Below are 13,643 nucleotides of genomic sequence, written 5' to 3'. Positions count from 1 at the left end.
TTCAGTTGTCTTAGTTTGCTTGTTGGGCAAACTGATAAATTTTGTCGATGACAGCACGCAGTCCGTTACCACGTGATGGGCTTAGATGACGATCAAGTTCTAGTTGCTTAAACAAACCGTCGACATCAAAAGCGCAGATCTGATCCGCTGTTTTATGGTTGAAAGCGGTTTCAACCAATACCAGTAATCCACGAATAATACGGGCATCTGAGTCAGTAGCAAAGGTTAACGTACCGTTGGGCTCTTTATTAATGACCAGCCAAGTATTACTTTCACAGCCTTTAACGAGGTGTTCGTCTGTTTTTAACTGTTGGGGAAGGCCTTTAGCAGATTTCCCAAGCAGCATTATCTCTCTGTAACGAGCATTCCAGCCTGAGATAACTTTAAGCTTATCGATCAAGGATTCTGGCGATGAGTTTGATTCAACAGCCACAGTCGTAGGGCGAGTAATCGAATCCAGTGTCTGAATGAAATGGTTCACTTCCGCTTCAGTATTATAAAAAGCGAAAGATGCTCGTGTCGTACCCGGTAAGCCTAGCCTCTGCATTAGAGGCATTGCGCAATGATGCCCTGTACGGACAGCAATACCTTGTTGATCTAACAGCAGGCCAATATCTTGCTGATGTTGGTCGGTCAGTGTGAAAGATAACAAACTGACACACTCAGATGCTGAACCAATACGATTAAACCCTTTGATTTGAGAACAGCCATCGATAGCTGTTTTAAGCAAATGTTGTTCGTGTTGTTCCAGTAATGATCGATCAAAACTAGATAACCAGTTCAGAGCGGTTGCTAAACCGATGGTGGCACTAATATTTGGTGTGCCTGCTTCAAACTTGAAAGGCAGATCGTTATAAGTCGTTTGATCAAAACTCACGTGTTTGATCATCTCACCCCCGCCTTGCCACGGAGGCATGGCAGCTAAAAGTTCTTCCTTCCCGTAGAGAGCGCCAATACCTGTCGGAGCGAAAACTTTATGCCCAGAAAACAGGTAAAAATCAGCATCGAGATCTTGAAGGTCTACTTTAAGATGAGGCAGAGCCTGGGCGCCGTCGATAAGCACTAGCGCGCCAGCCTGATGAGCTAACTCTACAATGCGCTTCACAGGGTTGATCGTGCCCAATGCATTAGATGCATGAGTGACCGCAACTAAGCGGGTTTTATTGGAAAGTAGTTTTTCAAATTGCTCTAGATCTAACTCGCCATTGTCTAAGAGCGGAATGATTTTTAGAACAACACCATTTCGCTGAGCAAGCATCTGCCAAGGAACGATATTAGCGTGATGTTCCAGTGTACTTAGAATGATCTCGTCGCCAGCTTTTAATTGCTGTCCCCAGCTGTTAGCGACAAGGTTGATTCCTTCAGTTGTACCCCGTGTCCAGATGATCTCTTTTTCACTACGGGCATTTAGATAGCGAGCAACGGTGCTGCGAGCAGACTCAAAAAGCAGCGTAGCATCCGCGCTGAGCGCATGACTTGCACGATGAACATTGGCGTTGCTCTGCTGATAATATTCAGAGACAGAATCTATGACACATTGCGGCTTTTGAGTTGTAGCAGCATTGTCTAAATAGGTTAAAGAGTTTCCGTTAACTTTTTGATTTAAAATGGGAAACTGCTTTCTTATGTCCTGTAATAAAGTCTTAGAATCTCGCATGCTTTGACTTAGCTATCCTTAGATGCTTCATCTTTATCTGCAGCTTGTTCAGCCCAGTGAGCCAGCTGTTTGTTATAGCGCGCACGCCAGCGTGTGTACATCATGGCGCTGGTGAAAAGCGTACCTACAAGTAAGGAATAGCCAATGCCATAGACAGCCGTATTTGGATTAGTCGCAGCTAATACCGCCTGCATAAACAGCAGTAGAAGTACGAAGCAAAGCCATGCGTGCCCACGAGGATTACCTTTAATAATCACCCCTGCAAATGCTAGCAGTGGAGCCATATGGATAAGCCAAATAACCCAAGGTTTTCCGGTTGGAACAGGAATAAGGAAAAGGTGCCAAAGCGTAAACCAACCAAGCAAACCTAGGTAGCTTCCTACACAAAGGATACGCCCTAATTTAGCTTTGCTTTGATAATCGTGATCATCAGGAATATATGCTTTCAACTGCTTGTACTCTCGTGGTTTTACTAGGCGTTTAAAATTAAACGTTGTTTGCTAATCGGCGGGCCAGTTCACCCAAGCGCTTACCTTGGGCAATACATAAATTCTTTTCGATTGGGTCTAGCTCATTGCTATTGTCTGGCCCCGCTACATGTGTCGGCCCATAAGGAGTGCCGCCGCTTTTAGTTTTTAATAACTCAGATTCGGAATAGGGTAAGCCGGCAATGACCATGCCGTGATGTAGTAAAGGCATCATCATGGTAAGCAAAGTAGTTTCTTGGCCACCATGTAAACTAGAACTGGAGCTAAACACAGCAGCAGGTTTATCAATCAGCGCTCCTGACATCCATAAGCTGCTAGTGCTATCGATAAAGTACTTTAATGGCGATGCCATATTTCCAAAACGAGTCGGGCTCCCTAGCGCTAAACCTGCACAGTTGGCTAAATCCTGTTCGGAGCAGTAAAGCGCGCCTTGATCAGGAATTGAAGGTTCTGTTGCTTCAGCAACCGTTGAAACTTCAGGTACTGTGCGAAGGCGAGCTTCAATACCGGACTGTTCTACACCACGGGCAATATGTTTAGCCATCGATTGCGTGGCACCGTGGCGGCTGTAGTACAGAACGAGGACGTAGGGAGCGCTCATATTAGATGATTTCCAGAACAGACTCTGGTGGACGGCCGATTCGTGCTTGATCGCCTTTGATAACGATAGGGCGTTCGATTAGTTTTGGCACATTGGTCATGATCTCAATGATCTGATCTTCAGAAAGAGACATATCATCTAAGCCGTTTTCTTTGAATTCAGCTTCTTTTTTGCGAAGTAGATCGCGAGCAGAAATACCTAACTGGCTTAGCACTACTTTCAGCTCATCAGCAGAAGGTGCTTCATCAAGATATTTACGAACTTGTGGCTCTACACCGTTCTCTTCTAATAGTGCTAGAGTCTGGCGAGACTTAGAACAACGCGGGTTGTGATAGATAGTTACTTCACTCATTGTGCTATACCGTACTAAGGGATCAAGGTGAAATGATCCGTTCATTGTGTTGGATTATGCGATATTGTATACGCCTGTGTTGCAGATTTCATGAAGGAACTGCATTTTAGGCCAGTGCTTAGCTGATTATTATGAGGATGGAAATGGCTTCGCTGTTAAATCACCGCGTTACACTGTTTATTCGTTATCTATTTCGACAGTTTCTGCAGAACCAAGGGATTCTTAATGCGGCGGCATTAACTTATACCACGCTGTTTGCTGTAGTCCCATTGATGACTGTGTCTTACGCGATGTTGGCGGCAGTTCCCTCTTTTCAGGGAGTAGGGCAGGAACTACAAGGTTGGGTGTTTGATAATTTCGTGCCTGCCACCGGCGCCGTAGTACAGGATTACCTCAACGATTTCTCTTCTCAAGCACGTAAATTAACCGCAGTAGGTATCGCACTGCTGGCCATCACATCGATTATGATGATGAAAAACATAGAGGCTGCATTTAACCGTATCTGGCGAGTTAATGAGCCGCGTAAAGGGCTATCTAGCTTTCTGCTTTATTGGGCTATTTTGAGCCTCGGGCCAATTTTGATCGGTTTAGGCTTAGTTTTAACTTCTTATATCGCAAGTTTGCCGTTTATCAGTGAGGCGACAGAGGCGGTGGGGCGTGCGCGCTTATTGTCAGCATTACCAACGATCTTGTCGGCTACCGCTTTTACTTTGATGTATGTCGCTGTACCTAACTGTCCTGTGCCCTTTAAAAGCGCGCTATTAGGTGGTGTCGGCGTAGCACTGTTATTTGAAACAGCGAAAAGAGGCTTTACTGCGTTTGTTACCCAGTTCCCATCTTATGAACTGATCTACGGTGCTTTCGCAGCCGTGCCTCTATTTCTGCTTTGGATCTTTATCAGTTGGGTCATTATATTGATGGGTGCTGAGCTAACGCGCTGTATTGCAGTTTATCGGCCCAATGAGCGAGCTAACGATCTTCCGCACCTATATTCGGTTGTGGCGGTATTACACCGTTTATGGAAGGCTCAACAGCAGGGGGAATCAATCTCGGATCACAAGCTTCTACAAGAAGTGGATGCTTTGGATCAGGGGCGTTGGGATAGCTATCTAAAGATTCTGTTGGAAGGAGGTATTGTTAAGCGTAGTGACCAAGGTGAATACCTATTAAGCCGTGATTTAGGTAATTTAACGTTATATCAACTTAACCAACTACTTCCTTGGCCAACACCTTTACCGGTAACTACTACCAGCTTAGTTGAGTGGGAGAGAGTACTTAACGAAAAGCTAGTTAAAACCTCGGAACAGGAACAGCAAGCTTTTTCTCTGACTTTAGAATCATTGTTTTCTGACAAAGATGAAAACAGTATTAGCACTACAAAACAAATCAACGGTTAAATTTTTAGGTTTTATAAAGTGGCAGATTTATCTATTCATGCATTTGTCAGCGGTCGAGTCCAAGGTGTTTGGTTTAGACAATCAACGAAAGAGAAAGCCATCTCTTTAGGCGTTCAAGGTTGGGTGAGAAACTTAAATGATGGACGTGTCGAGCTTATGGCAACGGGTGAAGAGCAGGCTGTGCTTCAATTGGAAGCTTGGCTGAGCCAAGGACCTGAGCTTGCAAACGTTGCTGAGGTTATTAGTGATAGAGTTGATAACATTGATGCGCCTCAAACCTTCGAAGTGCGTTAATCATTTAAACTATCATTTAAGTTACAACAGTCTTTGGAAGGGACTATGTTTGATAAATTAAAATCTTTTGTTGGTTTGGGAAATGAACATTCTGCTAAAAAGAGTGTGCTTAAAGCTCAGGCTTTTGACGAAGAAATACAGAAAGTTGAAGAAAAAGATGCTTCACCGCAAACGATAGAACATTCCAGAGAATTATCATTTTCCTTTATCAGTAATTTATTAGGTGTAAGGGCTGTAATTACAGAGGAATCAGCCAAGCAAGAAGAATCATTACGAGTTGTTCTGGAGCAAGAATTAAAGAGCTTAGACGAAGAATCTATACCTAAGCTTTCTAAGAATGCACTTTTATTGATGAACGCTTTGGTTGATCCAGATTCTCCTCAAGAGAGAATTGTAACAGCTATAAAAGAGGATCCTGCGCTTGCCGGTAAAGTTATTTCTATTGCCAATTCGCCTACGTTTATTGGCTCAGACATGGAGATTAAAGACTTAGAGCATGCGCTAAGTATGTTGGGCCAGCAAAGATTAAAGGATGTTGTTTTATCATCTTTGGTGGCAGATAAATTTGAGATCGATAGTTTTTATTTCGAAGTATTTGGCAAAGCGTTATGGGGACATTCTTCTGAGGTGGCTAATAATGCTAAAAAAATATCAGAAGTGATTGGTGGTAATCCAAATCTAGCTTACTTTGTTGGTTTAATTCACGATGTAGGTAAGCTGATTATCTTTAAAAAGCTCATAGAGTTACATGCCGATGGAAAGCAACAGCCACACCCGCAAGTATTTAGTAATTTGTTAGCTGATTACTCAAATGCTTTGACTAGACGTGCATGTGAAGTATGGGAGCTACCAAAGGATTGGTATACACCTATCCTTGAGTTTCAGATGGAAGTGCAAGGTGATTGCCGACAGTCTGAATCGGTAGCGTTGTTCTTGGCCAATGCTTATGCGGAATTACATGCCTTATTTAGTGAAGGTGAAATCACTGAGTTTGAGTTGGTATGGCGCCTTCAGCAGGCCGGTTCAACTGTTGATGATTACAGAAAACTGTATCCAGTAGAAGATAATTAAAAGCAATAAAAAAACGGGCGTAAAGCCCGTTTTTTTATGATGTTCTAATCTGAAGTAAAGCTTACAGATTGATACGCTCAGCTAGTAGCGGTAGTACACCGTCTACTGCAACGTCTTGTTTCTCGTCGTCGCGACGGCCTTTGTATTCCAAAGTACCCGCTTCGATACCTCGAGGAGAGATAACAACGCGGTGTGGGATACCCATAAGGTCAGAGTCAGCAAACTTGACCCCAGGGCTAGTCTTCTTATCACGGTCATCCATGATTACATCGTAACCTGCCTGCTGTAGTTCATTGTACAGCTTGTCAGTTAGCTCGCGTACTTCATCAGACTTATCGTATTGAAGCGGGATTAGTGCAACGTGGAATGGAGCGATCGCTTCTGGCCAAATAATACCGCCGTCATCGTGGTTCTGCTCAATCGCAGCTGCAATGACACGGGTAACACCGATACCGTAACAGCCCATATCCATTACTACAGACTTACCATTTTGATCCAATACTTCAGCACTTAGGGCTTTTGAGTATTTCTGACCTAGCTGGAAAATATGACCTACTTCGATACCACGTTTGATGACAAGTGTACCGTCACCGCATGGGCTCGGATCACCTTCAACAACGTTACGAAGATCTGCGACTTCTGGTAGATCGACATCGCGATTCCAGTTGATACCAAATAGATGCTTGCCGTCGATGTTAGCGCCAGCACTGAAGTCAGATGTTTTAGCAACCGTACGGTCAACAATCACAGGGATGTTTAAGCCAACAGGGCCAAGGGAACCAGGGCCTGCACCGATTAGATCGCGGATCTGTTCTTCTGTAGCAAATTCTAGTGGTTCAGCAACTTGTGCAAGTTTCTCTGCCTTGATCTCGTTTAACTCGTGATCACCACGAACCAATAGAGCAACAAAATCTGCTTCGCACTCTTCAGATGCTGCAACGATCAACGTTTTAACTGTTTTCTCAATTGGTTGATCAAACTGCTCAACCAATTCATCAATCGTCTTCGCATTTGGCGTATCTACTGTCGTCATCTCAACAGATGGCGCTGCTAGATCGCCTTCAGGAGATAATGCTTCAGCTAATTCTACGTTTGCTGCGTAATCGCTGACATTAGAGAACGCGATATCATCTTCACCAGAGTCAGCAAGTACGTGGAATTCGTGAGATGTTGCACCACCGATAGAGCCAGTGTCCGCAAGTACAGGGCGGAAATCCAAGCCTAGGCGGTTAAAAATGTTAGTGTAAGTTTGGTGCATTACATCGTATGTCTGTTGAAGGGACTCCTGACCTACGTGGAAAGAGTATGCGTCCTTCATGATGAATTCGCGTGAGCGCATTACGCCAAAGCGAGGGCGAATTTCGTCACGGAATTTCGTTTGGATCTGGTAAAAGTTTGCAGGAAGCTGTTTGTAGCTTTTGATCTCACGGCGGATAAGGTCAGTAATTACCTCTTCGTGTGTAGGGCCTACACAGAATTCACGGTTGTGACGATCATTAACGCGCAGTAGCTCAGGACCGTAAAGTTCCCAGCGTCCAGACTCTTCCCAAAGCTCAGCAGGCTGAATTGCTGGCATTAGAACTTCCATCGCACCGGATTTGTCCATCTCTTCGCGGACAATACGCTCAACTTTACGAAGCGTGCGAAGGCCAAGCGGCAACCAGTTATAAAGACCTGAAGCAACTTTACGAATAAGGCCCGCTCGAAGCATCAACTGGTGGCTGATGACTTCTGCATCAGATGGCGTTTCCTTAACGGTGGATATGAGATACTGGCTAGTGCGCATACTTTTACTCAATCAATTTTAAATTCGTTTCAAATCGCCACATTGTAGGTGGCTGCAGTGGTGCTGCCAAGGAAAAAACTACTCAGCAGCTGCATTTTTCAATGTAACTTCCCGTTGAGGGAATGGAATTTCTATATCGGCGGTTTGAAGTGCTTTAAATACAGCTAAATTCACTTGATATTGCACTTCAAAATAGCGGTCAGTCGGCACCCAATAACGGTAAGCAATATTGATAGAAGAATCTGCAAAGGCTTCGATGCCCACTTGTGGCGGTGATTCTTGGGAGAGTTCATCAAACTGGGCTAAGGATTGTTTGATTACGTGTATCGCAACCTCTGGATCTGCACTGTAGCTAATGCCAACAGAGGCTTCGACAACTTTATTAGCGAAAGAATTGGTTATTACTTCGCCGACGATGTGCTTGTTGGGAATTGTAATGATCTCGCCGTCTTCTGTGGCCAGTAGGGTATGTGCGAGCTTAATCTCTGTTACGACTCCAGAAATATCGTTAATCGTAATTGTATTACCGACGACAAAAGGGCGGGTCAAGATAATGGTGAAACCTGCACCATAATTGGAGAACACGCCTTGTAGAGCTAGTCCAGCACTTAGAGATACTGCGCCGATCGCTGCCACAAAAGGCGCAACGCTGATACCAAATTTACCTAAACAAATCACCAATACCATCGCTATGATTAGCAGTTTTACGGTACTGGCTATAAATAAGCTCAGGGTAACATCAACGCTATTCCTTTCGCATAGCTTAAGAGCGAACTTGCCTATTGATCGAGCGACAATCAGGCCGATCAAAAAGATGATGATTGCGCCAATTACCTGAAAACTGTAATTGACGAAAAAATCTATGACCATATTTGTTAAACGAGTAATGGTTTCTAGCTCGTTTTGAATCTCTTGCTCCATCAATAGGCCTCTTAACTAATTCGTTTCAGGCCGTCATCCTTTCAGAATCTTCGATAAAAGCAAAGAGTTCAGGCAGTTCTTTTTCACTGAATACAGGGAAGCCGTTACGCATTAATTCAGCTGCGGCTACACCTGAGCCTTCAACGAGGTTGCCGGAAAAATTACCGTCATAGATACGTTTGTTGCCGCAAGAAGGGCTTTTAGCCTTCATAAGCGCGCAAGCGACACCTTCGCGTTTGGCAATTTCTAAGGTTCTTTCAGCACCTGATAAAAACTCAGGCGTAACGTCGTTGCCATCTTGTGTCGTGATTAAAATAGGGAATTTGCACTGAGTTTCTGCTGGTGGGCGCGGTGTGCTTAAGCCACCAGCGACTTCAGGGCAGATAGGGACAAAGCGGCCTTCCTTGTGCCAACGCTGCAATGTTGGGTGGTCAATTAAGTGATGGCCGCCATCATAGCGTACGCGATCACCTAGCATGCAGGCGCTAATTAAAATCTTCTTCATGGTAGTCCATTTTTGTTGTTATTTTTTGCTGGCACATTCTACTCATGGGTAGAAGGATCGCAATCGACTAAAGTCTAGAATTTAATCGATTCTATTGATAAGGATCATGAAAATTAGGAAGGAGTGATAAATATGGGGTAGGAGGCGCTAGCTTAGATAAAGCTAGCGCATAGAAAGAGGAAATTAAGCTTCTTTCTTATCAACCATAAAGGTTGCTGTACCTGTAGCAACAACTTTATCGCCTACAGTTACGTCTGTTTTGCACTTTACGCGTCGGCGGCGTGTATCAATCTCTTCAACTGTTAGTGTTGCTTTCGCTGTATCACCAATAAATACAGGTGCACGGAACTTAATCTGTTGATCAACATAAATAGCACCCGGCCCTGGAAGCTTAGTACCTGCAACAGTAGAGATTAGCGCAGCACTAAACATGCCGTGGACAATACGCTTTTCAAATGGCGTTGTTTTAGCGTAATCATCATTTATGTGAACTGGGTTAGTGTCACCGGAAATACCCGCAAACATGCACACGTCTGCATCAGTAATGGTTTTGGCAAAGCTATCGCTCATACCTACTTCTAAATCTTCTAGGTAGTAACCGTGTAGTTCCTGCATGGGGATGTTCCTTTAAATAGAATATGCAATCTGCGCATCATAACCAAAAGAAAGCATCTCTGCCTATGTATAAAATCAGTTAGTAACAATTCGTAAGAATTAATTATCTCGGTAAATTTGGCCTGTGAATTAGGGATGCCGCATGAAACTGTCAACTTGCAATGAATTGCTGTATCTTACAGGCCAAATTTTTCTAATGGATTTGAGACCCGTTTAGCCATGATTATCAAACCAAAAATTCGCGGTTTTATTTGTACTACTACTCACCCAACTGGCTGTGCAGCCAATGTGCGTGAGCAAATCGAATACACTCAGAAGAAGGGCGCTATTGAAAATGGCCCTAAGCGTGTTCTAGTAATTGGTGCATCCAGTGGCTACGGTCTATCTTCCCGTATCGCAGCAGCATTTGGTTCGGGCGCAGCGACAATTGGTGTGTTTTTCGAAAAGCCAGGTACTGAGCGTAAAACAGGTACTGCAGGCTGGTATAACTCTGCAGCATTTGATGCAGAAGCTAAGGCAGCTGGTCTTTACTCTAAAAGCTTGAATGGCGATGCTTTCTCTCACGAAGCCAAAGAGAAAACGATTGCGCTAATTAAAGAAGAGATGAAGCAGGTTGATCTAGTTGTTTACTCTCTAGCTTCCCCTGTTCGTAAAATGCCAGATTCTGGTGAAGTTATCCGTTCTTGCCTTAAACCTATCGGTGAGCCATACAAATCTACAGCGATTGACACTAATAAAGATGTCATCATCAATGCTGAGGTTGAGCCAGCGACTGAAGAAGAGATCGCAGCGACTGTAACAGTCATGGGCGGCGAAGATTGGGAACTATGGATGGACGCGCTATCTGAAGCTGGCGTGCTAGCTGATGGTTGTAAATCTGTAGCCTACTCTTACATCGGTTCAGATATCACTTGGCCAATCTACTGGGATGGTGCACTAGGTAAAGCTAAGCAGGATCTTGATCGTGCTGCTAAAGCAATCGATAGCAAGCTTAACGCAACAGGCGGCCAAGCGAACATTGGTGTTTTGAAATCTGTTGTGACTCAGGCAAGTTCAGCAATTCCGGTTATGCCTTTGTACTTGGCAATGTGCTTTAAGGTAATGCGTGAGCAGAACCTACACGAAGGTTGCATGGAGCAGGTTCAGCGTTTATTCGATACAGGTCTATACGGCAATACAGCTGAAATGGACGATGCTAACCGTTTCCGTATGGATGACTGGGAGCTTAAAGAAGAAGTTCAGAATGCGTGCCGTGAGATCTGGCCTCAGGTGACTTCCGAGAACCTATTCGATCTTACTGATTACCAGCTTTATAAAGATGAGTTCTTGAAACTATTTGGTTTTGGCATCGACTCCGTAGATTACGAAGCAGATGTCAGTCCTGTAGCTGAATTCGATGTAAGCGATATCTAATCGTTTATACATAACAGGAAGCCAATTGGCTTCCTGTTTGCTATGCGTTGCCTCGATCGAACATCCTGTCAGAGATCGATCAGTTCTTAAAATCTAACAGTTCTACGTCAAATATAAGCACGGAGCCAGGTGTAATCACACCTGCAGATCCATTCCCATACGCCAGGTTTGATGGAATATAGAAACGGTATTTGTCGCCCGTTTCCATCAATTGTAAGCCTTCTGTCCAACCTTTAATGACTTGATTGAGACCAAACTCAATAGGCTCTCCACGATCGACAGAGCTGTCAAACACTGTGCCGTCTATCAATGTACCGTGATAATGAACTTTTACTGTGCATGTGGCGCTGGGCTTGGATGTTCCATCAGCTTTTTCGATAACCTTAAACTGCAAGCCTGAACTTGTCTGGATGACGTCCGGATCGTTTATGTTTTCAGCTAAAAACTCTTCGCCAGCTTTCTTGTTGGCTTCTGCGAGTTTTAAATTATTTTGGCGACTAGTGTAGAGAAATAAAACGATCGCCAATATTAAAAGCGGTAGTACATATTCCATAAAGGCTGTGCTCTTGAAGATGAGAAACGCTCAATCTATAGCACAGACCATTAACTGACAAGAAAGTGTTTATGTATCTGCTAAAGCAATGCTTGTAACTGCTCTTTCTCTTCCGCGCTATAGTTCTGCAGTAGAGACAGCGTTTTAGGCGGTAATCTATCGGTTTCTTTGGTTATCTGTGCAAGGTTGAAATATAGATAGTCGTGCATCCACTGCTGATAACTCTGCAACCAGTCACACATGAGTTCTTCTGTAGAGGTTTCGTCTGCAGTAAAGCCCGCCTGTAAATCTTCTTCTGTGTATAGGTAGCCCAGTTTTAGATCATGATAAGTTGGGTTGTCATTACAAAAATAATCGACAGAAACTCGATCAGCAAATTGTTTGTGCAATATGTAACTAATACGGCTGACGGATAATGGGCCGGCGTTTAGCGAGTTAATATGCTCGGTTGCTTGATGTGAAAAGGACTCAATAGTGGAATCGCTATATAGCACTGCAGCCATAATCTGGTCGATTCTAAAAACAGCTACGATCTCTTTTTTGAGTAACTTAAGGTAGCGGGTCTTCTGATTGGCTGGAAGAAACTGTTCAAGCATATCTAGGTAAAACTGATCGATGCTGGAAATGCTCGGAGCCTCTTCGAGTGCTTTAACATGCTTCTGAATCTGCTCATGAACAGGGATCTGTTCAAGTGCGTTTAGGCGCTTTGGTGTCTGTGTAACGGCGTGCATGATCGGCTCCAAATCTGTTCTTAGCAGTAAGAGTTCAGCAAAGCTAATGCCAGATTTGATAATCAATTATTTATCAGTCAGTTGGCTATAAAGTAATCAGGAATGTAGTTTGGATTAGAGGTATTGAGTTGCCGGTATTAAAACCTAGCGGCATGTAGGGTGGCAAAGAATAACCGAACACTTTGGGTTTGTTGTTACCAGTAATATGTACCATTCATTTAGCAGTGGTTTTGTTTGGTTGCTTAGATATAGAATTGAACTTTGGCTTATCAAGGTTTTGATAATTAAGGAAGCTAGATTGGATCTTAAACGGAAAGTCCCTCTGCATTTAGATGCGGCTATACTGCTTGCGATTGTGTTTGCGTGTTCTCTTGGTTTTAACCTGCTTCAGTTGTATCAGGTAGTGGAATTGAGTGAAGAGACAAGTCGGCAAGGCCTTCAGGCTTTGCTTGATCAAATGAATTTAGATGAAGCTTTGAAAAGGGTGAAGGTCTTGGAGCAGAGCTGTGAGTTGCAGGACGGCGAAACACAATAGTTTTATATGAGGCAATAAAAAGGACGCAATCGCGTCCTTTTTATATGTGTGAGGCTAGGGTGATGGGATCACTCGCTTAGCAAATTCACAGAATCTTTATCGATGTCGTAATCGTAATAAGCCATGCCTAGTTTGTTTAGGTAATCCATTCGATCAGCGCTTTTTAGATCAATTTCTGGTGCTTCTAGGCCGCATTCTTCATAAAGGCCGGCTAAATGAGCCAAATAAGCTTCGCCTTCTTTCACCATTAATAGACTCGCTGCGCCTACATCAGTTTTTACTCGGCTGTTTAGATCATCTGAAAGCGTCACTTCAAAAACTACAGGTTCTTCATCGCCTTCAATACGTACTGAGCGGTTTCTAACAGTTTGTGCGGCCCAAAAGTAAGCTAGTTCTTTACTTTGCGTTAGGAATACAGGCTCGATTGTTTCGGTATAGCTATTACCGATTGTCGCCATTGTTTGTTTGGCAGCTTGTTTAAGCGCCTTGTCGCCAGAACGATTTAACCCCTGATCTTTGATTGATTCGACCAGCGCGGAAGATGTGCCATGGTACCAAGTGTTACTAGTGGCAAAACCCTGTTCAGTTAACAGTTCTTTAGCGTCTTTAAGAAAAATAGGTGTAGTCATAATCTAAATCACTTAATCAGTTTGCAGTTGAAAGCAGTAGGGGATTCTATCCTAAAATTAAAATTGAATCCTTTGTAGCTTTCTAACTATTTGTT

Annotated in this window: 16 protein-coding genes; 5 read left to right on the top strand and 11 right to left on the bottom strand. The window is 43.7% G+C overall.

Going from position 1 to position 13,643, the window contains the following annotated elements; genetic code table 11:
* Positions 1-10 precede the first annotated feature (10 nt).
* Genes ACMXYU_RS09175 through arsC form a run of 4 tightly spaced genes read right to left on the bottom strand, consistent with a single transcriptional unit; the run spans position 11 to position 3,098 of the window.
* Positions 11-1,657: a SufS family cysteine desulfurase gene (locus ACMXYU_RS09175; RefSeq protein ID WP_415898407.1), complete on the bottom strand. Its 1,647-nt coding sequence runs from the start codon at positions 1,655-1,657 to the stop codon at positions 11-13.
* 8 nt (positions 1,658-1,665) lie between these two features.
* A complete protein-coding gene (locus ACMXYU_RS09170) occupies positions 1,666-2,106 on the bottom strand; it encodes a DUF2069 domain-containing protein (RefSeq protein WP_415881441.1) in 441 nt (146 codons plus the stop codon).
* Between the two features lie 37 nt (positions 2,107-2,143).
* Complete coding sequence (wrbA, locus tag ACMXYU_RS09165; protein ID WP_415898406.1) at positions 2,144-2,746, bottom strand: NAD(P)H:quinone oxidoreductase; 603 nt, start codon at positions 2,744-2,746, stop codon at positions 2,144-2,146.
* Between the two features lies 1 nt (position 2,747).
* Positions 2,748-3,098, bottom strand: coding sequence for an arsenate reductase (glutaredoxin) (arsC, locus tag ACMXYU_RS09160; RefSeq protein ID WP_415881439.1), 351 nt, complete (start codon positions 3,096-3,098; stop codon positions 2,748-2,750).
* Between the two features lie 143 nt (positions 3,099-3,241).
* Between arsC and ACMXYU_RS09155 the strand changes: the two genes are divergently transcribed.
* From ACMXYU_RS09155 to ACMXYU_RS09145, 3 genes are read left to right on the top strand one after another with little or no spacing between them, the layout of a single operon-like run.
* On the top strand, positions 3,242-4,495 hold the full coding sequence (locus ACMXYU_RS09155) for a YihY family inner membrane protein (protein WP_415898405.1): 1,254 nt from the start codon (positions 3,242-3,244) through the stop codon (positions 4,493-4,495).
* A gap of 18 nt (positions 4,496-4,513) precedes the next feature.
* Entirely contained in the window at positions 4,514-4,789 is a 276-nt protein-coding gene (locus tag ACMXYU_RS09150) for an acylphosphatase (protein ID WP_415881437.1), read from the top strand.
* 45 nt (positions 4,790-4,834) lie between these two features.
* Positions 4,835-5,860 (top strand): HDOD domain-containing protein, encoded by a 1,026-nt coding sequence (locus ACMXYU_RS09145; protein ID WP_415898404.1) that lies wholly within the window; start codon positions 4,835-4,837, stop codon positions 5,858-5,860.
* A gap of 61 nt (positions 5,861-5,921) precedes the next feature.
* Here ACMXYU_RS09145 and ACMXYU_RS09140 read toward each other — a convergent pair whose 3' ends face one another.
* The 4 genes from ACMXYU_RS09140 to ACMXYU_RS09125 all read right to left on the bottom strand — a co-directional run bounded on the left by ACMXYU_RS09140 (position 5,922) and on the right by ACMXYU_RS09125 (position 9,687).
* Positions 5,922-7,646: a proline--tRNA ligase gene (locus ACMXYU_RS09140; protein WP_415898403.1), complete on the bottom strand. Its 1,725-nt coding sequence runs from the start codon at positions 7,644-7,646 to the stop codon at positions 5,922-5,924.
* 78 nt (positions 7,647-7,724) lie between these two features.
* The gene (locus tag ACMXYU_RS09135) at positions 7,725-8,567 is read right to left on the bottom strand and encodes a mechanosensitive ion channel family protein (RefSeq protein WP_415898402.1); all 843 of its coding nucleotides are present in this window, start codon (positions 8,565-8,567) and stop codon (positions 7,725-7,727) included.
* A gap of 25 nt (positions 8,568-8,592) precedes the next feature.
* Positions 8,593-9,072: a DUF523 domain-containing protein gene (locus ACMXYU_RS09130; RefSeq protein WP_415898401.1), complete on the bottom strand. Its 480-nt coding sequence runs from the start codon at positions 9,070-9,072 to the stop codon at positions 8,593-8,595.
* Positions 9,073-9,255: 183 nt separating this feature from the next.
* Complete coding sequence (locus tag ACMXYU_RS09125; RefSeq protein ID WP_415881432.1) at positions 9,256-9,687, bottom strand: MaoC family dehydratase; 432 nt, start codon at positions 9,685-9,687, stop codon at positions 9,256-9,258.
* 219 nt (positions 9,688-9,906) lie between these two features.
* On the opposite strand from ACMXYU_RS09125, the gene fabV reads away from it, so the two are divergent.
* Entirely contained in the window at positions 9,907-11,100 is a 1,194-nt protein-coding gene (fabV, locus tag ACMXYU_RS09120) for an enoyl-ACP reductase FabV (protein WP_415898400.1), read from the top strand.
* 79 nt (positions 11,101-11,179) lie between these two features.
* On the opposite strand, the gene ACMXYU_RS09115 is transcribed toward fabV, so the two are convergent.
* Both ACMXYU_RS09115 and ACMXYU_RS09110 read right to left on the bottom strand, forming a co-directional pair.
* Positions 11,180-11,653: an FKBP-type peptidyl-prolyl cis-trans isomerase gene (locus ACMXYU_RS09115; protein ID WP_415898399.1), complete on the bottom strand. Its 474-nt coding sequence runs from the start codon at positions 11,651-11,653 to the stop codon at positions 11,180-11,182.
* A gap of 80 nt (positions 11,654-11,733) precedes the next feature.
* Positions 11,734-12,384 (bottom strand): hypothetical protein, encoded by a 651-nt coding sequence (locus ACMXYU_RS09110; RefSeq protein WP_415898398.1) that lies wholly within the window; start codon positions 12,382-12,384, stop codon positions 11,734-11,736.
* A 298-nt stretch (positions 12,385-12,682) separates the two neighbouring features.
* Here ACMXYU_RS09110 and ACMXYU_RS09105 point away from each other — a divergent pair, with 298 nt between their 5' ends.
* On the top strand, positions 12,683-12,919 hold the full coding sequence (locus ACMXYU_RS09105) for a hypothetical protein (protein ID WP_415898397.1): 237 nt from the start codon (positions 12,683-12,685) through the stop codon (positions 12,917-12,919).
* Between the two features lie 68 nt (positions 12,920-12,987).
* Here ACMXYU_RS09105 and ACMXYU_RS09100 read toward each other — a convergent pair whose 3' ends face one another.
* Complete coding sequence (locus ACMXYU_RS09100; protein WP_415898396.1) at positions 12,988-13,548, bottom strand: hypothetical protein; 561 nt, start codon at positions 13,546-13,548, stop codon at positions 12,988-12,990.
* Positions 13,549-13,643: the final 95 nt, after the last annotated feature.

The organism is Neptuniibacter sp. QD48_11 (genome assembly GCF_047778095.1).
In the GTDB taxonomy this organism is placed as follows: domain Bacteria; phylum Pseudomonadota; class Gammaproteobacteria; order Pseudomonadales; family Balneatricaceae; genus Neptuniibacter.
This window is presented reverse-complemented; position numbering and strand designations above follow the sequence as displayed.

Bases quoted from the DNA above. Each gene is read 5' to 3' on its own strand.
- ACMXYU_RS09175 (WP_415898407.1), bottom strand. From the start codon at position 1,657: ATGCGAGATTCTAAGACTTTATTACAGGACATAAGAAAGCAGTTTCCC.
- wrbA (WP_415898406.1), bottom strand. From the start codon at position 2,746: ATGAGCGCTCCCTACGTCCTCGTTCTGTACTACAGCCGCCACGGTGCC.
- arsC (WP_415881439.1), bottom strand. From the start codon at position 3,098: ATGAGTGAAGTAACTATCTATCACAACCCGCGTTGTTCTAAGTCTCGC.
- ACMXYU_RS09155 (WP_415898405.1), top strand. From the start codon at position 3,242: ATGGCTTCGCTGTTAAATCACCGCGTTACACTGTTTATTCGTTATCTA.
- ACMXYU_RS09145 (WP_415898404.1), top strand. From the start codon at position 4,835: ATGTTTGATAAATTAAAATCTTTTGTTGGTTTGGGAAATGAACATTCT.
- ACMXYU_RS09140 (WP_415898403.1), bottom strand. From the start codon at position 7,646: ATGCGCACTAGCCAGTATCTCATATCCACCGTTAAGGAAACGCCATCT.
- ACMXYU_RS09135 (WP_415898402.1), bottom strand. From the start codon at position 8,567: ATGGAGCAAGAGATTCAAAACGAGCTAGAAACCATTACTCGTTTAACA.
- ACMXYU_RS09130 (WP_415898401.1), bottom strand. From the start codon at position 9,072: ATGAAGAAGATTTTAATTAGCGCCTGCATGCTAGGTGATCGCGTACGC.
- ACMXYU_RS09125 (WP_415881432.1), bottom strand. From the start codon at position 9,687: ATGCAGGAACTACACGGTTACTACCTAGAAGATTTAGAAGTAGGTATG.
- fabV (WP_415898400.1), top strand. From the start codon at position 9,907: ATGATTATCAAACCAAAAATTCGCGGTTTTATTTGTACTACTACTCAC.
- ACMXYU_RS09115 (WP_415898399.1), bottom strand. From the start codon at position 11,653: ATGGAATATGTACTACCGCTTTTAATATTGGCGATCGTTTTATTTCTC.
- ACMXYU_RS09110 (WP_415898398.1), bottom strand. From the start codon at position 12,384: ATGCACGCCGTTACACAGACACCAAAGCGCCTAAACGCACTTGAACAG.
- ACMXYU_RS09100 (WP_415898396.1), bottom strand. From the start codon at position 13,548: ATGACTACACCTATTTTTCTTAAAGACGCTAAAGAACTGTTAACTGAA.